Annotated in this window: 20 protein-coding genes and 1 riboswitch; of the genes, 13 read left to right on the top strand and 7 right to left on the bottom strand. The window is 56.8% G+C overall.

Features of this window, described 5'->3' with window-relative positions:
* Nucleotides 1–635: 635 nt before the first annotated feature.
* Nucleotides 636–804, top strand: a riboswitch (cobalamin riboswitch).
* Between the two features lie 108 nt (nucleotides 805–912).
* The 6 genes from EKL30_RS17665 to EKL30_RS17690 all read left to right on the top strand — a co-directional run bounded on the left by EKL30_RS17665 (nucleotide 913) and on the right by EKL30_RS17690 (nucleotide 7,674).
* Nucleotides 913–2,802, top strand: a complete 1,890-nt coding sequence (locus tag EKL30_RS17665) for a TonB-dependent receptor domain-containing protein (RefSeq protein WP_126708574.1) — start codon at nucleotides 913–915, stop codon at nucleotides 2,800–2,802.
* A gap of 7 nt (nucleotides 2,803–2,809) precedes the next feature.
* Nucleotides 2,810–3,730: a cobalamin-binding protein gene (locus EKL30_RS17670; RefSeq protein ID WP_126708575.1), complete on the top strand. Its 921-nt coding sequence runs from the start codon at nucleotides 2,810–2,812 to the stop codon at nucleotides 3,728–3,730.
* 155 nt (nucleotides 3,731–3,885) lie between these two features.
* A complete protein-coding gene (locus EKL30_RS17675) occupies nucleotides 3,886–4,683 on the top strand; it encodes a thiazole synthase (RefSeq protein ID WP_126708576.1) in 798 nt (265 codons plus the stop codon).
* A gap of 8 nt (nucleotides 4,684–4,691) precedes the next feature.
* The gene (thiD, locus tag EKL30_RS17680) at nucleotides 4,692–5,513 is read left to right on the top strand and encodes a bifunctional hydroxymethylpyrimidine kinase/phosphomethylpyrimidine kinase (protein WP_126708577.1); all 822 of its coding nucleotides are present in this window, start codon (nucleotides 4,692–4,694) and stop codon (nucleotides 5,511–5,513) included.
* Nucleotides 5,514–5,643: 130 nt separating this feature from the next.
* Nucleotides 5,644–6,324 (top strand): protein-L-isoaspartate O-methyltransferase, encoded by a 681-nt coding sequence (locus EKL30_RS17685; protein ID WP_126708578.1) that lies wholly within the window; start codon nucleotides 5,644–5,646, stop codon nucleotides 6,322–6,324.
* Nucleotides 6,325–7,674, top strand: a complete 1,350-nt coding sequence (locus tag EKL30_RS17690) for a TolC family outer membrane protein (protein WP_126708579.1) — start codon at nucleotides 6,325–6,327, stop codon at nucleotides 7,672–7,674. It abuts the gene before it with no gap.
* 770 nt (nucleotides 7,675–8,444) lie between these two features.
* On the opposite strand, the gene EKL30_RS17695 is transcribed toward EKL30_RS17690, so the two are convergent.
* The 6 genes from EKL30_RS17695 to ubiE all read right to left on the bottom strand — a co-directional run bounded on the left by EKL30_RS17695 (nucleotide 8,445) and on the right by ubiE (nucleotide 14,171).
* Nucleotides 8,445–8,927 carry an adenylyltransferase/cytidyltransferase family protein gene (locus tag EKL30_RS17695; RefSeq protein ID WP_126708580.1) on the bottom strand — a complete coding sequence of 161 codons (483 nt, stop codon included), beginning with the start codon at nucleotides 8,925–8,927 and terminating at the stop codon, nucleotides 8,445–8,447.
* A gap of 1 nt (nucleotide 8,928) precedes the next feature.
* Complete coding sequence (locus tag EKL30_RS17700; protein WP_126708581.1) at nucleotides 8,929–9,780, bottom strand: ferritin-like domain-containing protein; 852 nt, start codon at nucleotides 9,778–9,780, stop codon at nucleotides 8,929–8,931.
* Nucleotides 9,781–9,791: 11 nt separating this feature from the next.
* On the bottom strand, nucleotides 9,792–11,351 hold the full coding sequence (gene ubiB / locus EKL30_RS17705) for a ubiquinone biosynthesis regulatory protein kinase UbiB (protein WP_126708582.1): 1,560 nt from the start codon (nucleotides 11,349–11,351) through the stop codon (nucleotides 9,792–9,794).
* A gap of 2 nt (nucleotides 11,352–11,353) precedes the next feature.
* On the bottom strand, nucleotides 11,354–11,992 hold the full coding sequence (locus EKL30_RS17710) for an SCP2 domain-containing protein (protein WP_126708583.1): 639 nt from the start codon (nucleotides 11,990–11,992) through the stop codon (nucleotides 11,354–11,356).
* A gap of 181 nt (nucleotides 11,993–12,173) precedes the next feature.
* Nucleotides 12,174–13,166: a Tim44 domain-containing protein gene (locus tag EKL30_RS17715; protein ID WP_126708584.1), complete on the bottom strand. Its 993-nt coding sequence runs from the start codon at nucleotides 13,164–13,166 to the stop codon at nucleotides 12,174–12,176.
* A gap of 204 nt (nucleotides 13,167–13,370) precedes the next feature.
* Nucleotides 13,371–14,171, bottom strand: coding sequence for a bifunctional demethylmenaquinone methyltransferase/2-methoxy-6-polyprenyl-1,4-benzoquinol methylase UbiE (gene ubiE / locus EKL30_RS17720; RefSeq protein ID WP_126708585.1), 801 nt, complete (start codon nucleotides 14,169–14,171; stop codon nucleotides 13,371–13,373).
* Nucleotides 14,172–14,452: 281 nt separating this feature from the next.
* Between ubiE and phoB the strand changes: the two genes are divergently transcribed.
* From phoB to EKL30_RS17745, 5 genes are all read left to right on the top strand, one after another.
* On the top strand, nucleotides 14,453–15,154 hold the full coding sequence (phoB, locus tag EKL30_RS17725) for a phosphate regulon transcriptional regulator PhoB (RefSeq protein WP_126708586.1): 702 nt from the start codon (nucleotides 14,453–14,455) through the stop codon (nucleotides 15,152–15,154).
* A 37-nt stretch (nucleotides 15,155–15,191) separates the two neighbouring features.
* Nucleotides 15,192–16,487 (top strand): phosphate regulon sensor histidine kinase PhoR, encoded by a 1,296-nt coding sequence (gene phoR / locus EKL30_RS17730; RefSeq protein ID WP_126708587.1) that lies wholly within the window; start codon nucleotides 15,192–15,194, stop codon nucleotides 16,485–16,487.
* A gap of 226 nt (nucleotides 16,488–16,713) precedes the next feature.
* Nucleotides 16,714–17,145: a VOC family protein gene (locus EKL30_RS17735; RefSeq protein WP_126708588.1), complete on the top strand. Its 432-nt coding sequence runs from the start codon at nucleotides 16,714–16,716 to the stop codon at nucleotides 17,143–17,145.
* A gap of 15 nt (nucleotides 17,146–17,160) precedes the next feature.
* Nucleotides 17,161–17,892 (top strand): 5-oxoprolinase subunit PxpB, encoded by a 732-nt coding sequence (pxpB, locus tag EKL30_RS17740; RefSeq protein WP_126708589.1) that lies wholly within the window; start codon nucleotides 17,161–17,163, stop codon nucleotides 17,890–17,892.
* Nucleotides 17,889–18,878: a biotin-dependent carboxyltransferase family protein gene (locus tag EKL30_RS17745; protein ID WP_126708590.1), complete on the top strand. Its 990-nt coding sequence runs from the start codon at nucleotides 17,889–17,891 to the stop codon at nucleotides 18,876–18,878. Before pxpB ends, EKL30_RS17745 begins: the two co-directional genes overlap by 4 nt.
* On the opposite strand, the gene EKL30_RS17750 is transcribed toward EKL30_RS17745, so the two are convergent.
* Complete coding sequence (locus EKL30_RS17750) at nucleotides 18,864–19,196, bottom strand: STAS domain-containing protein (protein WP_126708591.1); 333 nt, start codon at nucleotides 19,194–19,196, stop codon at nucleotides 18,864–18,866. The two genes, EKL30_RS17745 and EKL30_RS17750, sit on opposite strands and share 15 nt — an antisense overlap.
* 119 nt (nucleotides 19,197–19,315) lie before the next feature.
* On the opposite strand from EKL30_RS17750, the gene EKL30_RS17755 reads away from it, so the two are divergent.
* Together EKL30_RS17755 and EKL30_RS17760 are read left to right on the top strand one after the other, a co-directional pair.
* Nucleotides 19,316–21,091, top strand: coding sequence for a uracil-xanthine permease family protein (locus tag EKL30_RS17755; protein WP_126708592.1), 1,776 nt, complete (start codon nucleotides 19,316–19,318; stop codon nucleotides 21,089–21,091).
* An 18-nt stretch (nucleotides 21,092–21,109) separates the two neighbouring features.
* On the top strand, nucleotides 21,110–21,547 hold the full coding sequence (locus EKL30_RS17760) for an ATP-binding protein (protein WP_126708593.1): 438 nt from the start codon (nucleotides 21,110–21,112) through the stop codon (nucleotides 21,545–21,547).
* The last annotated feature ends 3 nt before the right edge of the window (nucleotides 21,548–21,550 follow it).

Genomic DNA, 21,550 nt, shown 5'->3' on the forward strand with positions numbered 1-21,550 from the left:
TATCCTATACGAGGATCGATTCACGCAAGGCTATGGCCAGCTAGACTCTCAGTTGTACGGAAAACAGGCGGATCAATGATTTATCAAAACCGCCCAAACACAAAAATTCTGACACTCCCCCGCAATATGACGACACCCCACCCCCCCGAGACAAGGAGCAAGTACCCTATTCACTCTCCAGCCAAAGTCCTCGGAGGTACGGTCGACGCAAATGCCGAGGCGCAGGGGACCCGGGCAGGCCGGGCGAAAGGTTGAGCGCGCCGTGCCTGGGGCCGGATCACGGAATCAAGGGCGAGCCTGTTTGAAGTGGGACGCTTGCCAACAGTCCAGTGGACTGTTGGCCCCACGAGTTCTCGCCCGCCGTGATCCGGGTCCAGGCACGGGTAGTCCCGATAGGGACCGCAGCGATCTTGAGACAGGCCTGCCCGGGTCCCCTGCGCCGGTTTGAGACAAAACCAGACATGTACGTAGTCACTGAACGATCCGGCAGCCAGATATCGCTAAGCACAAGCCGCAGCTCAGCCAGACCGCCTACTCGGCGCCAGCCCAATACTCCCTCATATGCGCCTTACACAGAACGGCACGAGAATTTTGAACGGCTATGATATATTTCGCTCCGACAAAGGTGCTTTCGTAGTAAATAAAGCGGCCAAAGCTTCATGCTGGCCACACGGCGAAAGTTAAACGGGAAACAGACGCGCCATTGCCCTCAGGCAAAAGCCACACGCCAAACTGTGCTGCCCCCGCAACGGTAAGCATGACCATCATGCCAGCCCGACACCGGCCTTGATCATCCCCAGTCCATTTCCTGGCCACGAAGTTTCACGATTGCGACATCACCGACTCGCCATCCCGGCCAGGAATGTTTTTCTTGCTTACAACGTGCGGGGACGCGCGTTTTTCGGGTTCATCATGCCTTTCACATTTAACCGGCAAGCACTTGCCGTACTCTCCTGTTTCGTTTCCGCGGCCGCATCGGCGCAGGCTCCCAGTGCCGTTCCCGAGCTCGATCAAATCGTCGTTACGGCCAGCCGAATGGCTCAACTGCAAAAAGACGTAATCGGCGACGTAACCGTCATCGATAAGAAGGAGCTGCAGAAGGCTGGCCAGGACAGCATCGCCGAGACCCTTGCCCGCCAGCCGGGTGTACAGTTCTATAACAACGGTGGACCCCAGACAACCACAGGTGTGTTCCTTCGCGGCACGAGCCCGGCCCAGACGCTAGTCCTGGTCGATGGGATACGTATCAACAGTATCACTTCCGGGGCCACGAGCTGGGGTGCCATCGATCCTGCCGTCATCGAACGTATCGAAATTGTTCGCGGCGCGGCCAGCAGCCTGTACGGATCCGACGCCATTGGCGGCGTCATCAACATCATCACCAAGAAATCGGGTGAAGACCGGGCGCCAGCCGCTTGGGCAAACATCGGCATCGGCACCTACAGCACATTCAAATCCAGCGTGGGCCTATCTGGCGCTCAGGATGGGTGGGACTATGCGCTGTCCACCAGCATGGCTGAAAGCAATGGTTTCAACGCCAGCAGCCCCGTGTCGGGAAGCTTTAACCGAGACGCCGACGGCTACAGTCAGCATGCACTGTCGGGGTCTCTGGGATACCGCTGGAAGCCAGGGCACCATATCGGCCTGACGGCCTTTAACGGTTATATAGACGGGGACTTCGATAGTGGATCCGATCCTCGTGTCGCGCACGCCATCACCCGCCAGCAAGCCTATACGCTGACCAGCACCGATGACATTACCGACTACTGGCAGAGCGTGCTCAGATTTGGACTATCCAAAGAAAGCAACGAAAGCAGGAGTTACGGCGGTTCATTCTCGTTCGGCTCCTTGCAGCGCTCGTATTCATGGCAAAACAATCTGAAATTCTCAGACAATCAGAATGTCTCGGTCATTCTGGAACGATTGGAAGAACGGCCCGCTTCATTTTCGAGCTACACGACGAATCGCCGCGATACCAATTCCGCTGGGCTGATCTACCGGGGCGATTTCGATGCCCATCATGTCCAAGCCAGCATACGCAATGACAATATTTCCAATTACGGCAATCAAGTGACCGGAGGTCTGGGATACGACTTCGACTTGAATGATCAATGGACCGTAGGCGTGGCCGGAAATACAGGCTTCCGCGCCCCGACCTTTGCAGACTTGTATTACCCGTTCGAGCAGTATTACTACGATGGCTGGCCCAGCGGCAGCTTTCAGGGCAATCCCAATCTGAAACCGGAGAAATCGCGCAACATCGAAGCGCGGCTACGATATGAAGACGACACGACGCGCTTAGGCCTGGTCGTCTATCAAAACAAAATCCGCGATCTGATCAACGGTTATGTTTGCGATTTCAACTTTGATTGCACGGCCAACAATACGGACCGCGCCACGATCCGCGGCGTGACGCTCACTGCACAGAAAGATTTCGGCAAAACGACCGTACGAGCCAGCGCCGATTTTATGGACCCTCGCAACGATCAACCGCGTGAAGGCGAAGGATCCGTTCTCGTTCGCCGGGCCAAGCAAGTCTATCTTTTGGGTGTCGATCATCGCATCGACGCGCTGACGGTAGGTGCCGAGTATCAATTTATCGGCAAGCGCTACGACGACGTCGCCAACACCAGGGTAATGGGAGGCTACAGCCTGCTTAATCTGACTGCTGCTTACGATTTCAGCAAAAACGTTGGCGTCCAGGTCCGTTGGAATAATCTTCTGAATAAGGACTACACCAACGTCTATGGTTACAACATGCCAGGTTCCAATGTGTTCGTGAACCTTTCCTTCCGGATGTAGGGCCAACATGTCAGGAATGTGTTCGCGCTGGAACCCTGTCGGAATAGCCGCTCGCAGCCTGGTAATTCTAGGGTTGCTGGCCACCTGTGTGTTCCATACGCGAGCACAGACCGCTGAAGTCAGCCTACTTCCAGATGCGGCACAGGTGGCAGAGTCAATGCCGCCTGCCGCACGCGTCATCACATTGGCGCCCCACATCACCGAGCTCGTTTTCGCGGCCGGCGCTGGCGAGAAGATCGTCGCCACCGTGACCAGCAGCGACTACCCCCGCGCTGCGCTGGCCATACCGCGAATTGGCGATGGCTTGAATATCAGCGTGGAGAAAGCGCTTGCCGTACGCCCTGACCTGGTTATCGCGTGGCAGCCTTCGGGCGCGGCCGTAACCCTGGCTCCGATCCTATCCCAACTGGATATACCATTGCTTTATTCCGCACCGCGCACGCTGGATGAGGTCAAGACAGAAATCGTTCGTTTCGGAGCACTATTCAGTACCCAGGCCATCGCTGGCCCTGCTGCCCAGCACTTCGCAGATCGCCTTGAAGCAATTAACAGCCGATACGCTCACCGCAAGCCCGTTTCCGTCTTCATCGAAGTGGGCACAGCGCCTTTGTACACAATCGGAAATGATCCATTGCTCAACGATGCCTTGCGGATTTGCGCAGGCGTCAATGTGTACGCGAACGCCGCGATCGCCGCACCGCAGGTCACCATCGAAAGCGTGTTGCTCACGCAGCCCGATGTCGTCTTAGCGGCTGCCTCTAACACGGCACGTTTAGCGGACTCGCAAAAAAGGTGGACGGAGTTGAAGCTGCCCGCTGCACTGGACGGACATGTCTACGGCATAAACCCTGATGAGCTCTTCCGACCCGGCCCGCGCCTGATCGACGCCACGGAAAAACTATGCCAATACCTGGACCTTGCACGTTAGGCGCTACTATTCGTCCGTAAAGGGTCCAACATAAGGCCCTCAAATGGATTATGCTTTTACATCGTTCGTGTCCACGTCGACTTCCGCACCGGACATGCAAAACGTAGCCAACGCCGCGCCTTTCTCGTTGACGCTTACCTATAGCCGCATAAACCATGAATCAAGCAGACACTTTCACCCTAGCAGGCCGCAGTTATTCCTCTCGCCTACTCGTTGGCACAGGCAAATACAAGAATTTCGAAGAGACCCGGCTGGCGATTGACGCCAGCGGCGCAGAAATCGTTACTGTGGCCATACGCCGCACCAACATTGGGCAGAATGCGGGTGAACCGAACCTGCTCGATTTTCTGCCACCTTCCAAGTTCACCATTTTGCCTAACACCGCTGGCTGTTTCAATGCCGAAGACGCGGTACGCACGCTGCGCCTGGCGCGCGAGCTTCTCGACGGCCACGATCTGGTGAAACTAGAAGTGCTGGGCGATAAAGATAACCTTTTCCCCAACATGCCCGCCACGCTGGAAGCCGCCAAGACGCTGGTCAGCGAAGGCTTCAAGGTAATGGTCTATTGCACCGACGACCCCATACAATGCCGCATGCTCGAAGACATGGGCTGCGTTGCGATCATGCCGTTGGCCTCGCTTATCGGTTCCGGCATGGGCATTCTGAACCCCTGGAACTTGCGTCTGATTATTGACCAGTCTCATGTTCCGGTCCTGGTCGATGCCGGAGTGGGCACCGCGTCCGACGCCGCCGTCGCCATGGAGCTTGGTTGCGACGCCATATTGATGAACACGGCAATTGCCGGCGCCCGTAATCCCATCCTCATGGCCAGTGCGATGAATAAAGCTGTGCAAGCCGGGCGTGAAGCCTTCCTGGCGGGCCGCGTCCCGCGCAAGTTTTACAGCGCCGACCCTAGTTCGCCTACCGAAGGCTTGATCCAATCCAAGGCGTGACACCTGAAATGATCCCCAATACCCTTACGATCGCCGGCGTTGATCCGTCGGGCGGTGCCGGCATACTGGCCGACATCAAGACCATGAGTGCTCTCGGCGCTTATGGGACTGCAGTGGTCGCTGCGCTGACGGCACAAAACACCCAGGCAGTCACGGCTATCTCTCCCATACCGCCCGAATTCGTAGCCGCTCAGATTGACACCTTGTTCGCCGATGTCCGTATCGACGCTGTAAAAATCGGCATGCTTGGTCAAAAGCTGGTAACCCGAGCGGTCGCCGAGCGCTTGGCCTACTGGAAACCGGCCCATCTGGTGCTGGATCCCGTCATGGTTGCAAAAAGCGGCGATCACCTGCTCGAAGCCTCCGCGATAGAAGAGCTACGTGAAAACCTTTTGCCCCTTGCAACGATGCTGACGCCGAACCTGCCGGAAGCCGGCGTGCTGCTGGGGTCCAGCGCCGTCGATTCCATCAGGGAAATGCGGCGGGTCGCCGAGAAGCTGCGGCGCCTCCTGGCCGATCAGGGCGAACGCTGGGTGTTTTTGAAGGGCGGTCATTTGCCCGGCAATGACACAATTGATATCCTGCATGACGGCGACCGCATGATCGAGCTGCCCGGACGACGCATCGACACGCCCAATACGCATGGCACCGGTTGTACCCTGTCGGCAGCGCTTGCCGCGCTGCTGCCTCAGGTCAACGATGTCCCGGAGGCCGCCACTCGAGCCAAGGCTTACCTGGTCGCGGCGATCACCCATTCCGGAGAGCTTAGCGTTGGCAAGGGCCACGGGCCAGTGCAGCACTTTCATGCGTGGTGGCCGTCGCGTTCCTAAGCGTCGTGCAAGCCGCGCACAGTCATATCGGCCGCCACTCTGGCCGGCAAATAAGCTATAGTAGATATGCTTTGCCCCAATTATTTACCTGGGGCAACATGTACCACCCAACCTTACTTTTGTAGAAGCTATGAACGTCACCGCGCTTTCAGAAATCGAACAAGCCCGATTCAATATGGTCGAGCAGCAAATTCGCCCCTGGGAAGTGCTTGACCAGACAGTCCTCCAGGCTCTTTTTGACGTCCAGCGTGAACGTTATGTACCGCCGGCCATGCAAAGCCTGGCATTTTCCGATGTCGAATTGCCGCTCATCATCAATTCGGTCGATACGCGCGAAACCATGCTTTCGCCTAAGGTCGAAGCGCGCCTCGCGCAGGAAATGCAGCTCAAGCACACCGACTGCATACTCGAGATCGGCACAGGCTCAGGCTACCAGGCCGCACTGCTCGCCAAACTTGCCCAGCAAGTCACCAGCGTCGAGGTCGACAGCCGGCTGGCGGCATTTGCCGTACAGAACCTGCAACGCAACCATGTCGACAACGTGAAGGTGGAAGTCGGCGATGCGCACTCAGGCTGGGGCACCACCGAATACGATGCCATTCTGGTAACGGGTTCCGTGCCTGTTGTGCCCGACGCCCTCAAATACCAATTGCGGGTCGGTGGGCGCCTGGTCGTTGTCGTCGGCCAAAACCCGGTCATGACGGCCTGCCGCATCACCCGCACCAGCGCCGCCAGCTTCGATACCAAAACGCTTTTCGACACCGTAATAAAACCATTGCGCGGTGCGACCATTTCCCAGTTCAAGTTCTAAATGGCTCGCGCCCCCTGGTCTGCGAGGCTTTCTGTAGCCCTGATCATGGTGGGCGGTGTTGCACAAGCCTGCGCCCAGGACCTCCTTCAAACGTGGCAGATGGCGCTGCAGCGCGACCCCATTTTCGCGGCAAGCCGGGCGGGACGAAACGCTGAGCAGGAACGAATCCCTCAGGCACGGGCGAAGTTATTGCCCTTTGTTACTGCTGATGCCATCGCCGAAGTCGATGATATCCGACGCCTTGGCGGCCTGAACAATAGCTCAAGCGAACGCCGGGCTCTATGGACTCTGGCGTTGACCCAGCCTATCGTCGACGTCAGTGCATGGCGGGAACTTAAACGCTCCGGTTATATTGCGAAATCGGCCGATGTCGTGCAGGCCGCAGCCTACCAAGACCTGGTATTGCGGGTGTCGCAAGCCTATTTCGACGTCTTGGCAGCCCAGGACACCCTACGTGCCCTTCAGGCACAAAAAGAAGCCGTGCAGACCCAATTGCGGGCGGCGCAAAAAGGTTTCGAATTGGGTAGCACTACCATTGCTGACACCTACGAGGCCCAGGCCCGTCTGGACTTGCTGAACGCCAGCGAACTGCAAGCGCAGAACGTCCTGCAGGTAAGCCAAGACCTGCTGGCAAAAATTATCAACGAACGTCCGTCATCACTGGCCGAGCTGGCCCCCGGCACCGTGCTGCCCGGCCCATCGCCCAACCGGCTGACAGACTGGACGGCGCAGTCCTCGCACGCCAACCTGTCCGTAGCGCAAGCAGACCTGACTGCCAAAATTGTCGAAAAGCAGATCGACATCGCCAAGAGCGAGCACTACCCGACCCTGCACCTGCGGGCGCTAACCGGCAGCGCCTCTGATCGAGGCCTGGTCAGCAATAATACTGGCGGGGGCAGCAGCGGCCCACGCGCACTGGAAAGCATCATAGGCCTACAGGTCTCCATCCCAATATTTACCGGCGGCGAAATCTCGTCCATCGTACGGGAACAAACCTCGCGGCTGCAGCAAGCCCGCTACCAACTCGAAGACGCCAAGCGCGCCGCGGTGCAGTCCACTCAACAATATTTCTCGGGCGTAACCTCAGGCCTCGCTCAAATCGAAGCCCTGCAAGCCGCCGAAAAATCCAGCCTGGCTTCGCTCCAAGCGAACAAAACCGGCTATGAAGTGGGTGTGCGCATCAACATCGACGTCCTTAACGCCCAGCAACAGCTGTTCGAGACCCAGCGCAGTCTTTTACGGGCCCGCTACGATACCCTCATGAACAGTCTTAGACTCAAGGCCAGCAGCGGCATCCTGAGCGACAAGGACATCGTCGCGATCAACCAACTACTGACACAGAAGCGATAAGTCTTTCGCCGTCGTCGTAGCAGTCGCTTAAGTGGACGTTATTGGGTTCTTGACCGGTCTGTACGGCTTTTGTCCGTGCTTATTGGGCTCTTAACCGGTGTTTCCAGTTTATGCTTACTGGGTTCTTTACCGGTGTTTGCACTTGGCGCCGGGGCCCGCTCAATGCGTTTGCGGTCCCGTTGGGACTTCCCGGGCAAGCAGTTCAGGTCCGGCGCACGCTTACTTCGCCTACCCCGGCGCCAAGCGCAAACACCTCGGCTTACGAATCAGGCCACGGCCTAGACCCGTTCTAGCGCAGATTAACCGACTCGCCTAATTGTCACTGCCCCGAGGTGCAGAGGGTTTGCGGGGGCTGGGCGAAAGGTTGAGCAAGCCGACCGGTCCGCTGTCATCGGGAAAAAAGGGCGAAGCTGTCTGAGTGGGGTCAACAGTCCTGTGGACGGTTGACCCCGCGAGTTCTTCGCCCGCCCCGATGACAACGGACCGGTCGGGAAGCCCGGCGAAGCGCGGGCCGCAGCGATCTTGAGCCCAGCCCCCGCAAACCCTCTGCACCATCGCAAGAACCGAGATATCCAGAGAAATGCGAGATAGCGAGAGAAATGCGAGATAGCGAGAGAAATGCGGGATCGATGAAGGAAAGATAGGAACACCGAAAAACGGCCAAACGATCAAATGGCCAAGAAAACGAAATAAAACCGTGCTGTATGCGCAGAAAGATAGAAAGCTAAAAAAAATCCAACCACCTACACAGCCGAAAACCACACGGCAATTCAGCCGCGAATCTTCTTCAATAACCGCGTCGTCGAACGCTCGAACTCAAAAGGAATCGCCACTGCCGTCCCTCCCCAGCTCTTGACACTCGCCGTCTCTGGCAACAACTCCATATCGTAATCGCCGCCCTTCACAATCACGTCCGGCCGTAACTGCTCGATCAACGCCTGCGGCGTATCCTCGTCGAACTCCGTCACCACCGACACACACCCCAGCGCGGCAAGCAAAGCAGCCCGATCCGCCGACGTATTCAAAGGGCGATCATCCCCCTTACCCAGGCGTCGCACCGACGCATCCGTATTGACTGCGACCACCAGCGTCGCGCCCAACTGCGCCGCCGCATCAAGGTACGTTGCGTGACCCCGATGCAAAATATCGAAGACGCCGTTTGTGAAAATCAACGGGCGAGGGAAGGCGTCGGCCTGCGCTGCGGCGACGCAGTCCTCGCGCGAGAAAATTTTAGACTCGAAACGCGCTGCCATATCAGGCCGGAGCAATGTCCTTGATCAACGTCTTACGATAGCGATTCAAGTCCTGCACTGTCGCGAAACTCGTTTCCATCAACAGCGACATATTATGCAAAATGCGCGAACTGACCTTGCCTTCCCATTCCTTATCGAACTGAATCTGGTTATCCAGCCAGTTCTCGAGCCAACCCGGCGAAGGCAACTTGGACTGCACCGTGTCTTCCGGGTACATATCCTTGTTCACGTGCAGATTGGTGGGGTGCAATGCTTGCGGAGTGCGATGCGCAGAGGCCATCAAGACGCCGATTTTTGCGAACGCCAGGCGCGCGCTCTTGCCCAGATCCTGACGTTGATTCATCAGCGCGCGCTTCATATAGCGCAAATAGGCGCCTGCATGGCGCGCTTCGTCTTGCGCAATAATTTTATAAATGGCCTTGATGACCGGCTCGGTATGCCAATCGGCTGCCCGACGATACCAGTGGTTCAGGCGCACTTCACCGCAGAAATGCAGCATCAACGTTTCCATTGCCGGGGCGGGATCGAATTCAAAGCGCACTTTGTGCAGCTCTTCTTCGGTCGGGACCAGTTCAGGGCGAAAACGACGCAAGTATTCAATCAGGGCCAGCGAATGCTTTTGTTCTTCGAAAAACCATACCGACATAAACGCGCAAAAGTCGCTGTCGTCGCGGTTATCGCGCAGGAACATTTCTGTTGCCGGCAATGCCGCCCATTCGGTAATGGCGTTCATTTTAATCGTATAGGCCTGGTCGTCAGTCAGCTTGCTGGCGTCGTATTCATCCCAGGGAATATCGGTGCCCATGTTCCAGCGCACCGCTTCCATCGATTTGAACAATTCAGGATAAAGCATAAAAATCTCTCTTAAGTGTGACGCGTGAGCGCCCATAGAGCTACACCTACAGCCACTGCCAGAATGGCAGATAGCACCATCAGCAGCCGGTTGGTCTGTTGATAGGCACGACGCAAGCGTTCAAGCTCCAAGTTTAACCCAGGCCCCGTGTCAGGCCTGTTAAGGTTTGAATAAACCAGCCGCGGAATTTGGGGCAAAATCTGAGCCCACTGACTCGCTTCTTTATCCAGACGCTTCTTCAGGCCGACGAGGCCTACGCGTTCATGCATCCATTTCTCAAGATACGGCTTGGCGGTTTTCCATAAATCCAGTCCGGGATCGAGCTCGCGTCCCATTCCTTCCACATTCAGCAGGGTTTTCTGCAGTAATACCAGTTGCGGCTGGATTTCAACATTGAATCGACGGGACGTCTGAAATAACCGGAGCAACACCTGCCCCAGGGAAATTTCGGACAACGGCCTGTCAAAATACGGCTCACAAACGGCGCGTACAGCGCCTTCAAGGTCCTCCTCACGCGTATGGGCAGGAACCCAGCCAGATTCAATATGCAACTGCGCGACCCGGCGGTAATCACGTTGGAAAAATGCCAGGAAATTCTGAGCCAGATAGTTTTTATCGAATTCAGATAACGACCCGACGATGCCGAAATCGAGCGCAATATAACGCCCCAGCGTTTCGGGGTCATCAGATACGTAAATATTACCCGGGTGCATATCCGCGTGGAAGAAGCCGTCAGTAAATACCTGTGTAAAAAATATTTCGACACCGGTGCGCGCCAGACTCTTGATGTCAATATTGGCGGCCTTCAGTTCCTCGATGCGGCTCACGGGTATGCCACGCATGCGCTCCATGGTGAAGACCGTAGTCGCGCAATATTCCCACACCACTTCGGGCACCATCAACAAATCGCCCCGCCCGGTTTCCGGCCCGAAGTTGCGCCGCAACTGGCTGCAGTTGGAAGCTTCGCGAATCAGGTCCAGCTCGTCGTGCAGATAAATGTCGAATTCGGCGACGACCTGGCGCGGCTTGAGCCGCCGGGCGTCAGCGGCCAGACGCTCTACCAGACCGGCCAGGGCACGCAGCAGAGTCAGATCTTTTTCAATGATCTCGCGCATTCCCGGACGCAGCACTTTGACGGCCACCTCGCGCCCGTCGTGCAAGACGGCGAAGTGCACTTGTGCGATCGAGGCCGATGCAACAGGATCCGCATCGAACTGCTTGAAGAGGGTATGAGGCGATGCCCCTAAAGCGGCTTCGATCAGGGCGGCAGATTGATCCGAAGGGAATGGCGGCACTTGGTCTTGCAACAAAGCAAGCTCTATCGCGATATCAAGCGGAATCAAGTCGCGCCGGGTCGAAAGCACCTGCCCGAATTTGACGAAAATAGGACCAAGCGATTCAAGCGCTACACGCAGCCTGACTCCGCGCGCCATCTTCGGCGGCCGGCCCAGCCGCACCACTCGCAGCAAGCCGTACGCGACCGGGTGCTTGATCCCCGACAGCACAAGTTCGTCAAGACGAAAGCGCAGCGCAATAACAATAATATGAAACAGGCGAAAGAAGGTAAACATGGTCAGCCTTTCCGGGCCGGGCTACGGGCGCCGACCGTCGTAAGCTGGCTTACGCGCACGTCGAGGCTGTCCAGACTTTCGCGCAGCTTCTGTACCCTTGCGGCAAAGTCGTCGAAAGCCGGGCGGCTTGCCACCATGCCGCTTTCTTCGGATATGAATTCGCTTACGTTTCCGGTCAGACGCATGGCCGCCGCTTGCACGCCACCTGAGAGCGCCCTGCCTGTCTGCATGAGACGACGCGCCGCCACGTCGCCCAACAAGCCCGATAGGTCGTCTTCGACGTCCCAGCGTAGATCCCGGGCCAGGTCGGAGACCAGCTGCGCCAGTGCGGCGTCGCCTTCGATATGCATCAAACTGGCGATCAGTGCGGGGTCTCGCGCACGAAGTACGGCTGGCAACTCGGCAAGTTTCCCGGCGGGAATGGTAAGAATGACGTCGGGCACAATGGCGGGATCGGACGCCTGCGTAAGGCCTCCCGCCTGTACAGTAAGGCTGGCTTTAAAGCCGCCCACATTGAAGCGCGCGGTTTTGCCGGAATGGCGGCTTAATCGTTCACGCGCCCAGGCCTCGCGCTGCAACAGCTTGTTGAGCAAGCGTGCATACGTCGCAGTCGGAGTCAGAAATGTAGGCAAAGGGAGCATGTTCAAGATTGTGCGGCAAGGCCGGATTCATGTAAGCGCTTAGGGCAAGAGTTCAAGTTTAACGGTTTTACGCGGAAATACCGCGATAGCCGATTCATCAAGGGTAAGTCGCGCGTGCATGAATGAATTACAAAGGGCACCCATGAGGTGCCCTTTGCGTTAGGTAGCAGCAGCCACAAGCTTAGCTGGCGTACTCAACGGGGATTTGTTGTATGCCAGCTAACAACCAGCCGGCACCGTCGCCTTTGTACAGATTCCAGACTTCTTCGAAACGGAAGGCTTCAGCATCTTTGGCTTCCCGCAACATTCCGGAATAGCGGACGCTGGCCAAGTGACCGCCCGAGACAGCTTCGATACCAAGCAATTCTGCGTTCAGCAGGACGACGTCAGTCTGTGTGCCTTCGCCGCGCGCCAGAATTTCAGGCTTGACTTCGGCGATAAGGTCGTCAGTCATGTATTCGCGCAACTTGTCCAGGTCACCGCTATCCCATACAGCCTGGATTTCAATGAACTGCGACTTGGCGTTTGCCAGGAACGAAGACGTGTCGAAGTCGCCCGGAATAAACCATTTGTCGTCTACCGGAGCGGCGGGCACAGATGCCAGCGTAGCAGCGGTTGCGGCATTGGTAGCGGCGGACACTGGCTGACTTGCTTCGCGCCACGTGTTTTGCGACTGAGCCCCGTGCGACTGCGAGGCATTATGACGTTGCATTGGGGCATTGCCACCAGCCTGTTGCATGGCCGGACGGGCAGAACCGCCGCGGAACTTGCGAACGATGAATATGACCGCGAAGATCAGCAAACCGATAAGCAACATGCTGGACATTGCTTCAAGGAAAGCACCCGACAAGCCCATGCTTGAAAGCAATGCGGCGATACCCAAACCGGCGGCTATACCCGCAATAGGGCCGAGCCAGCGCGACATGCCGCTTTTCGCAGCCGTACCCGCCGCCGCAGCACCGGCCGCAGCAGGCGCAGCCGAACGAGCGGTATTGTTAGCAGCTGCCGGGGGAGTAACCGCTTGGCGCTGTTGGGTGACATTGGAAGATTGGCGGCCAAAGCTCTTGCCGCCGCCCGCGCGGCGCGCTTCGGCGTCGAACGACACCGAAAGCATCGCACCTGCTGAAACCACCAGCATGGCGATGGCGATAAGCCGAGAAAAACGTTGGGACATTTAGTGCTCCTGTGTTGCGGCGCGCTAGGGGCACCGCCGAAATTGTTATTTCGCTTGACGAATTCAGTCGTAAGAAATCTTACTGGAAGCTGAACATTAGCATAAAGTAAGACGGCGTGATAGAAAAAAAGTTCGAGGCTTGATTAAATATTTAGAGCAAGCAAGCAATAGGCCTAACCTCGTTGCTACAACATCGCCCTGCCGTCAGCCTAGATTAACGCCTTCGTGCAAGGCAACCATACCGGCACTAAGATTGAAATACCGCACGCGCGAAAGACCTGCGGCTTCCAGCATTGCGGCCAGCGTGGCTTGATCGGGGTGCATACGTATGGATTCGGCCAGATAGCGATAGCTTTCTTCGTCACCCGCTACTTTTTTCCCCAACCAGGGCAATATATTGAAGGAATACCAATCGTACGCGGGCGCAAGCGGTTTGGCTACACGGGAAAACTCCAGCACCAGTAACTTGCCGCCCGGTTTCAGCACGCGCCGCATCTCGGCAAGTGCGCGCTCTTTGTGCGTCATATTGCGCAATCCGAAGGCCACGCTTACCCGATCGAAATAGCCACTGGGAAACGGTAGCTTTTCGGCATCGCATACCGCCGTGGGAAGAAGTAAACCGCTGTCAGTCAGGCGATCGCGCCCGACCCTGAGCATGGAATCGTTGATATCGGTTAGCCACACTTCACCGGAAGGACCGGCGCGCTTGGCAAACGCCTTGGCCAAATCGCCTGTGCCACCAGCGATGTCAAGCACCTTCATGCCTGGGCGCACATCGGCGCGCCCTATAGTAAAGGCCTTCCAGACACGATGGAGCCCTACCGACATCAGGTCATTCATGACGTCGTAACGGCTGGCCACCGAATGAAAGACCTCGGCTACCTTGCCTGCCTTTTCGTCTTCACCTACCGTCTTGAACCCGAAATGAGTGCTTGCCTCAGCCGAAGGCGAGGCCTTGGTATAAGAGCCGGTTTCTGTAGTGGAGGAGGTAGTTTTTTGCGTCATTAGATAATCGTACAACATTACAGGCGATTTGATAAAACTTGAAACTCCTTCGTCGTTTTGATGAAACTTGAACTCCTTCGCAGTTTTGATGAAACTCAACTTCTTCGTAGTTCTAATGAAACTTGAAACTCTTGCGAGTTTTGATCAAACTTGAAACTCCTTCGTCGTTTTGATGAAACTTGAAACTCTTGCGAGTTTTCACAAACCTGAAATATTTAAGCCATATGATCGGTAACATACGCTGTCCCGATCACGATTTACCTTAATTTATATCAGGTCTTATGAGCACTACCATACTCGTTGTCGAAGATGAGCCCGCTATCCAGGAACTTATCTCGGTGAACTTATCATTCGCTGGCCACAAGGTGTTGCGGGCGTTTGACGCCGAACAAGCCCAAACGCTAATACGCGCAGAATTACCTGACCTTATTTTATTGGACTGGATGCTGCCCGGCGCTTCCGGCATAACGCTAGCCAAAAAATTGCGGTCCGACGAGCGCACACGCCAAGTGCCCGTCATCATGCTCACGGCGAAAGGCGCCGAGCAAGACAAGATCGACGGCCTTGAGGCGGGTGCCGACGATTACATTACCAAACCATTCTCGCCCAAAGAACTGATTGCCCGCATCAAAGCCGTATTGCGACGGCGCGCGCCGCAACTCACCGACGACATTATTCAGATCGGCACGTTGCGGCTCGATCCCACCACTCACCGCGTATCGGGCGGCGATACGGCATTGACCCTCGGCCCTACCGAGTTTCGCCTGCTACACTTTTTCATGACGCATACCGAACGCGTGTTTTCGCGCGCCCAACTGCTTGATCAGGTGTGGGGCGATCATGTTTTTGTCGAAGAGCGCACGGTAGACGTACATATTCGTCGCTTACGCAAGGCTCTTGAGCCAAGCAGCCACGAAAATCACGTCGAGACCGTGCGAGGAGCGGGGTACCGATTTACCGCTCAACCTCCCAAGTATGCTTAGTCGTCTCCCAGACATTGCCCCATGAATCGATGCAAAAATGATTAAAACGCTGATTACAATAGTTTTGTGGGCATTTTTGGGACGGTTGTCGACGTCATGGTTCGGTACCCATGCCGGATGGGCCGTGTTCTCGTTTGGCCTGCTCTTGATGATATTCGTCAGTGCCTTTCAATTGACGCTTATCAAGCGGTGGGTGAAGAATATCGATGCGCCGCCCCCTCCGTCCGTTGGCCCATGGGACGAAGTGCTGGCCCCTGTCTATCGCCACTTGCGTAAGGATAAGCAGGAAATCGAAACGCTTAACCGCCATGTTGATGGCATCATGCTCGCCGCAGAAGCCCTGCCAGACGGCGCCATTACATTGAACGAAGCCATGCAGTTAACGTGGTGCAATCAAACGGCTAGCGAACATATCGGCCTGAATCTGGAAACCGACCGCAATCACAGTATTTTCAACATACTGCGTGCGCCCGAATTCGCCCACTATGCAAAACAAAACGGCTGGCCCGGTCCAGTAATGCTGCATTTGCAGTCCGAAGGCCAGGAAAAATCGTTATTGGTGCAATTGACGCCCTATGGCGTGGGTCAATTCCTGATCGTTACCCGCGACGTTACGCAGGTTGAAAAGTTGGAAACCACCCGCAAAGACTTTGTGGCCAATGTGTCGCATGAATTACGCACGCCGCTTACCGTGCTGTCGGGATTCCTGGAGACCTTGCGCGACATGCCCGACGAATCGTTAAGCCGTGAACAGAAAGAACGCTATCAGGACTTAATGCTGGAACAGGCGCACCGGATGCAGGCGATCGTGGCTGATTTGCTTACGCTGTCGACACTGGAATCGTCTCCTACCGCTAACGGCGATACCGTCCGCATCAGCAACATCATCCACAAGGCCTTGGAACAAGGACGCATCCTGTCCAACAATCAGCATGTTTTCGTCGAAAATATCGCCGAAGACCTATGCGTCAAAGGGATAGAATCCGAACTGGCTTCGGCAGTGTCCAACCTGCTGACCAATGCCATCCGCTATACCCCCAAAGACGGCACCATTACCGTTAGCTGGTATTTGACCGAAAGCGGCCACGCTTGCTATTCGGTGCAGGACACGGGCATAGGTATCGCTTCGCAAGACATTCCACGCCTGACCGAACGGTTCTACCGGGTAGACCGCGGACGTTCGCGCGCCACCGGCGGAACCGGCCTGGGCCTTGCCATTACGAAGCACGTCGCCATGCGCCACAATGCAGAGCTGTCCATCCATAGCCGCTTCGGCGCCGGCAGCCTGTTTTCGTTGATATTTCCGCCCGCCCGCATCAGCATCGCCGAATAATTTCCTTTCCAGGTCAAACGTGAACGCAAAGGCCACGCCCAGACATTACGGCAGGGCAGGCGAGGTCGCTAACGTGCACGTTCGATAGAGAACTGGAATATTTCTCCCCTTGGCAATTTACTATTAGAATGGTCGCTCACGTGAACTCCCGCTACGGCGGGGGAACGAATTCCGGCTTGTTCGGGACCTCCCTGCACGACGCCTGCCTACCAACACGGAGCACCAAATGTCTTTGCAAAGCACCATTCCCCCGTTTCACCTGGCCTTCCCAGTTCGTGACCTGGCTGAAGCCCGGGCTTTTTACGGCGAACTGTTAGGCTGTCCTGAAGGCCGCTCGTCGAACGAGTGGGTGGACTTCAATTTCTACGGACACCAAATCGTTACCCATTTGTCGCCCGACGAGTGCGGCAGCACCCAGACCAACAACGTCGACGACCACAGCGTACCCGTACGCCACTTCGGAGCGGTGCTTGAAATGGGCGCCTGGGAAGCATTGGCGAAAAAACTGCAAGACGCCGGTACCAAATTCATTATCGAACCTTATGTACGGTTCAAGGGCGAAGTGGGCGAACAGGCTACGATGTTCTTCCTTGATCCGTCGGGTAATGCCCTCGAATTCAAGTCGTTCAAGAATATCGATTCATTGTTCGCCAAATAAAGCCGTTCCCAACGCATGTCCCGCTCTCCCAAAGATAGCTCAGCGCCCTGGAAAATCGTGCCGCAAGGCGACCGCGGCGCGCTGCTAATCTTTGGCGATGAAATCAATATCAAGATAGGGCAGCAATGCACCAGGGCGGCAGCCGCATTGCGGGCGGCCAATATCAAGGGAATCAGCGATATCGTCCCGACATTCAATTCGGTCGCCCTGCATTACCAGCCCATGCTCTTAGGCGCCAGCACCGGTTTCAGGCAGCTGGCGGGCGAAATCGATAACGTACTTGCCAATGCCTTCGATCAAGATGCTCCCCCGGCGCCATCTCGCCAAATAGATATTCCCGTTTGTTATGGCGGTGCTTACGGCCCCGACCTGGCCTCGGTGGCAGAACACTGCCGCCTCTCGCAGGACGAGGTCATCGAGCTGCATAGCCACAATCCAGCCTACGTATTCATGCTGGGGTTTGCTCCGGGCGCGCCGTACATCGGCATGCACGACGAAAAGCTTGCCATCGGAAGGCGCAGTACCCCGCGTACCGATGTTCCGGCAGGGTCGGTAGCCATCGCGAATCTGCAGACCATGATTTATCCCAATACCTCTCCCGGCGGCTGGCATATCATCGGTGCCACGCCGCTGGTCTTGTTCGATCCGTTCCAGGAACCACCGACGCTGCTTTCGCCTGACGACACAGTCAGATTTGTTCCGATCAGCGCCGACCAATTTGTGGCGTTACGGGGCCAGCGAACATGAGCATCACCGTACTCAAGCCAGGCTTGCTGTCCAGCTTTCAGGATCTTGGCCGCTTTGGCCACCAACATCTGGGCGTACCGGTCGGCGGTGCGATGGACAGCCGGGCCCATCGGCTGGCCAATCTATTGGCCGGCAACTCCGAAAAACAAGCGACCCTGGAAGTTACTCTGGCGGGGCCGTCACTGCGCTTCGACGCGCCCGCCTGCATAGCCATCAGCGGTGCGCATCTGAACCCCACGTTAAACAAGGAACCTATCCCGAATAACCGCCCCCTGATTGTGCGGACGGGCGACGTATTGGCTTTCGGTGCGCGGGCGGCGGGTTTACGGGCCTATATCGCCTGGAACGGCGGCATAGAACTGCCGTCGGTGCTGTCTAGCCGCAGCACCTATCTGCGCGGCGGTTTCGGCGGCTATCAGGGCCGCGCGTTAAAGGCGGGCGATGTCCTGGTCCTGCGCCGCAGCCCCGACAGCGCCAGGCTCGACGAACTGGAACAGGAACTCTGGAAGATCAAGGTTTATCTGCCGGCTATTCTGGGCCTTATTCCGCGATCGGACATCCGCGTCATGCGGGGTGCGCATACGCCCTTGTTTACCGATGCGTCGATCAACGACTTTCTTACGACCGGGTATCGTATTGGCCCGCAATCCGAACGTATGGGATACCGCCTCGAAGGCGCGCGGCTATTGATGAAAAGCAGTAAGCAGTTGCTGTCGGAAGCGACAAGTTTCGGCAGCATACAGGTGCCCCCCGACGGCAACCCTATTGTTTTGATGGCCGACCGCCAGACAACCGGCGGCTACGCCAAAATCGCCCACGTTGCCACGGTCGACCTTCCGGTTATTGCGCAATGCATGCCGGGCGAAACGCTGCGATTCACCGAGACCACATTGGCTCAAGCGCAACAGCTGGACAGCCAGCGTGAAGAGGCCTTCGACCGATTGTGCCAGACATTAAGGCCGTTACGGCAACTATTCGAAAGCTAGTGCCGTAGCGCGGCTGTCGACCACGGTAAGAATAGACAAGAAACCGCTGATATCGAATACCTCGTGCACATGGGGTTGCAGGTTGCACAAAACAAGACGGCCAGCACTCTGCTTCAGCCTTTTAGCCAGCAGCAGCACGACTCGCAACCCTGCGCTGGAAATATAGTCCAGCTGACCCATATCGAGCACCCATTGGTGCTCGCCTTGTTCGACGATGGCCAGAAGTTGGCTTTCGAGCTGTGCGGCATTCGCACTATTGATTTGGCCGGCGGTAGAAACTACCAGTACGTTGCCGATTTTTTCTTGAGAAAGGCTCATGGGACGACCGTATTAATGAAGAAAGGTGCTATTACCAAGCGTAATCAATTAGTATCTACTTTATATAATACGCGACAAATATAGAAAAACGCACATCAGCGGATGCCGTATCGACTTGCATGGCTATTTTTTCAAAAATAAAACTGCCCCCTGTCCCGTCCACCAGGCGTCCTTCCGACCTGGCCTATGCTGCTATTGAGCAACCTCCCGGCATTGCTCTTATAGGTCTCGCCCTGCAGCATGCGGCCACCGCATTGGCGCTCATCGCTTATGTTCTGGCCACCGCCAAGATTTCTGGTCTAAGCGGCGACGCCACCCGCAGCATGGTGACCGCCACCATCATGGGAATGGCGCTGGCCACTTTCCTGCAGTCCTGGGGGGGCCGTCTGGGTTCAGGCACTCTGCTGGTCCACATTCCCGATCCTTTGCTCGTGGTGCTGTCGGGTATGGTCGCGGCCCAGTATGGCATCGGCGGCCTGGTAGCGGTGGGCCTGGTAAACGGCATCATGGCGTTGGGCGCCAGTTATCTCTTCCCCCGATTGCGATCCATATTGCCACCTACCGTTGCAGGGGTGGTCATCTGCGTGGCAGGCTTGTCGCTGATTGCTCCGGCCGTCACGCACACAACGGGCTTGAGCCCGTCGGGCATCTTGAATCCCAATGATGCGCTGATCGGAATCACGACACTACTGGTGATCATGGCGCTTTCCATCTGGGGAAGTAAACGCGTCAAGCTTTTTGCGCTTCTTGCAGGCCTGACGACGGGTGTCATACTCGCCGCCACACTGGGCCAGCTTCACGGCTTGGACGCCCTGACCACGACGCCGGTGTTTGGACTGCCCCGGGTGCCCACGCCGGTCTTCAGCGTCGATCCAGGAATGTTGCTGGCGATTGGAATACTGGCGGTGATGACCCAGCTAGACACATTTGGCAGCGTGGTCCTGATGCAAAAAATGGACGATAGCGACTGGAGGCGGCCCAATATGCAGATGGTGGGCGGCGGTATCCGAGCCAATGCGCTGGCCAATCTGCTGGCGTCCTGGCTGGGCGCCTACCCCAACGCCACGTCGTCAGCCAATATCGCCCTATGTCATATCAGCCGTTCGACGTCTCGCTATATTGGCCTGGCAAGCGCTGCGCTGCTGATGGCATTTGCTTTCTTACCGCAAGTGTCCCTGGCGCTTACGCTGATTCCCACCCCTGTCATCGGCGCCGTCGAAGTCTACGCCGCGGCCTATCTGGTTGTTTCAGGCATCGAACTCATCGCCTCGCGGGCCATGGACTCGCGCGGAATTTTCATGGTGGGGCTGTCCTTCGTGGCAGGCATCGGAATCATGTTTCTGCCGGGCATTGCTCAGATGGCGCCCGTTTCGGTGCAGTTTCTGGCCAAGAACGGCATCATCGTCGCAGGGCTTACCGCGATTGCGCTGAACCTGATCTTCCGGCTGGGCACCTCGCAGCGCGCAACCCTGGCGCTGGATTTCGGCGTGGGCAGCGTGCCGCTGACACAGCAAATTATTGATTTTGTAGAAAGCAAGGGGGCGGGCTGGAGCGCACGCCGTGATGCTGTCCGGCGCGCTGCGCAAGCGGCGCTGGAAGCCGCCGAAGCGATTCAGTCTGCAGGAAGCGATCGTCAAATTTTCGAAGTGCGCGGCAGCTTTGATGAATTCAATCTGGATTTCGAATTGTTGCATCAGGGAGCACCGCTAGTGCTTGACGCCGCGCGCGCGGCAACACCCGCCAATCTTCTGGACGTCGACGATGAGGCTTTCGGCGCGGCGCTGGAACAGGCCTTGTCGGGGGTGTCCCACACCTTGCTCAAGCGACTCGCCGACAGATTAAGCAGCGGAACGCGGGACGGCCATTCCTACCTCCGGTTACACTTTGACCATTAACCTATCACGTTGTCTGCCATGTCGACACTCGCCACCCTGTCGCTGACCCCCGGTCCGCAAGCCGTGCCGCAGGCACTTGCCTGGCTTGAATCGGTTGCAGATCAACAGCAATGGGCTCCCCGCACAGCATTCAAGTTGGGCTTATGTCTGGACGAGGCGCTCACCAACATCGTCATGCATAGTTTCTGCAATGCAGATAACGCTCAAGACGCCAATATCGACCTTTCTGTGCAGGCCGAAGGCCCCTTGCTCGCTTTGGAAATAATTGATAACGGTACCGCTTTCGACCCGACACAGATGCCGTCGCCCGAATTGGCAGGCTCGCTGGACGAGGCCCGCGTCGGTGGCCATGGGCTACGCTTGATGAGGCACTACCTGCAAGACATCCAATACCAACGTGCCAACGGGAAAAACCGCTTGCGCCTGATGGCCACGTCTGATCCGGTTGCCTCGTAAGCC

The sequence above is a fragment of the Candidimonas sp. SYP-B2681 genome, from assembly GCF_003971065.1.
GTDB lineage: Bacteria > Pseudomonadota > Gammaproteobacteria > Burkholderiales > Burkholderiaceae_B > Pollutimonas.

What these genes read in the sequence shown, in the direction of transcription:
- EKL30_RS17760 (WP_126708593.1), top strand. Translation starts at nt 21,110, where the DNA reads ATGTCGACACTCGCCACCCTGTCGCTGACCCCCGGTCCGCAAGCCGTG.
- pxpB (WP_126708589.1), top strand. Translation starts at nt 17,161, where the DNA reads ATGTCCCGCTCTCCCAAAGATAGCTCAGCGCCCTGGAAAATCGTGCCG.
- EKL30_RS17670 (WP_126708575.1), top strand. Translation starts at nt 2,810, where the DNA reads ATGTCAGGAATGTGTTCGCGCTGGAACCCTGTCGGAATAGCCGCTCGC.
- ubiB (WP_126708582.1), bottom strand. Translation starts at nt 11,351, where the DNA reads ATGTTTACCTTCTTTCGCCTGTTTCATATTATTGTTATTGCGCTGCGC.
- phoR (WP_126708587.1), top strand. Translation starts at nt 15,192, where the DNA reads ATGATTAAAACGCTGATTACAATAGTTTTGTGGGCATTTTTGGGACGG.
- thiD (WP_126708577.1), top strand. Translation starts at nt 4,692, where the DNA reads ATGATCCCCAATACCCTTACGATCGCCGGCGTTGATCCGTCGGGCGGT.
- EKL30_RS17695 (WP_126708580.1), bottom strand. Translation starts at nt 8,927, where the DNA reads ATGGCAGCGCGTTTCGAGTCTAAAATTTTCTCGCGCGAGGACTGCGTC.
- EKL30_RS17735 (WP_126708588.1), top strand. Translation starts at nt 16,714, where the DNA reads ATGTCTTTGCAAAGCACCATTCCCCCGTTTCACCTGGCCTTCCCAGTT.
- EKL30_RS17665 (WP_126708574.1), top strand. Translation starts at nt 913, where the DNA reads ATGCCTTTCACATTTAACCGGCAAGCACTTGCCGTACTCTCCTGTTTC.
- EKL30_RS17685 (WP_126708578.1), top strand. Translation starts at nt 5,644, where the DNA reads ATGAACGTCACCGCGCTTTCAGAAATCGAACAAGCCCGATTCAATATG.
- EKL30_RS17690 (WP_126708579.1), top strand. Translation starts at nt 6,325, where the DNA reads ATGGCTCGCGCCCCCTGGTCTGCGAGGCTTTCTGTAGCCCTGATCATG.
- EKL30_RS17755 (WP_126708592.1), top strand. Translation starts at nt 19,316, where the DNA reads ATGGCTATTTTTTCAAAAATAAAACTGCCCCCTGTCCCGTCCACCAGG.
- EKL30_RS17715 (WP_126708584.1), bottom strand. Translation starts at nt 13,166, where the DNA reads ATGTCCCAACGTTTTTCTCGGCTTATCGCCATCGCCATGCTGGTGGTT.
- EKL30_RS17710 (WP_126708583.1), bottom strand. Translation starts at nt 11,992, where the DNA reads ATGCTCCCTTTGCCTACATTTCTGACTCCGACTGCGACGTATGCACGC.
- EKL30_RS17750 (WP_126708591.1), bottom strand. Translation starts at nt 19,196, where the DNA reads ATGAGCCTTTCTCAAGAAAAAATCGGCAACGTACTGGTAGTTTCTACC.
- ubiE (WP_126708585.1), bottom strand. Translation starts at nt 14,171, where the DNA reads ATGACGCAAAAAACTACCTCCTCCACTACAGAAACCGGCTCTTATACC.
- EKL30_RS17745 (WP_126708590.1), top strand. Translation starts at nt 17,889, where the DNA reads ATGAGCATCACCGTACTCAAGCCAGGCTTGCTGTCCAGCTTTCAGGAT.
- EKL30_RS17675 (WP_126708576.1), top strand. Translation starts at nt 3,886, where the DNA reads ATGAATCAAGCAGACACTTTCACCCTAGCAGGCCGCAGTTATTCCTCT.
- phoB (WP_126708586.1), top strand. Translation starts at nt 14,453, where the DNA reads ATGAGCACTACCATACTCGTTGTCGAAGATGAGCCCGCTATCCAGGAA.
- EKL30_RS17700 (WP_126708581.1), bottom strand. Translation starts at nt 9,780, where the DNA reads ATGCTTTATCCTGAATTGTTCAAATCGATGGAAGCGGTGCGCTGGAAC.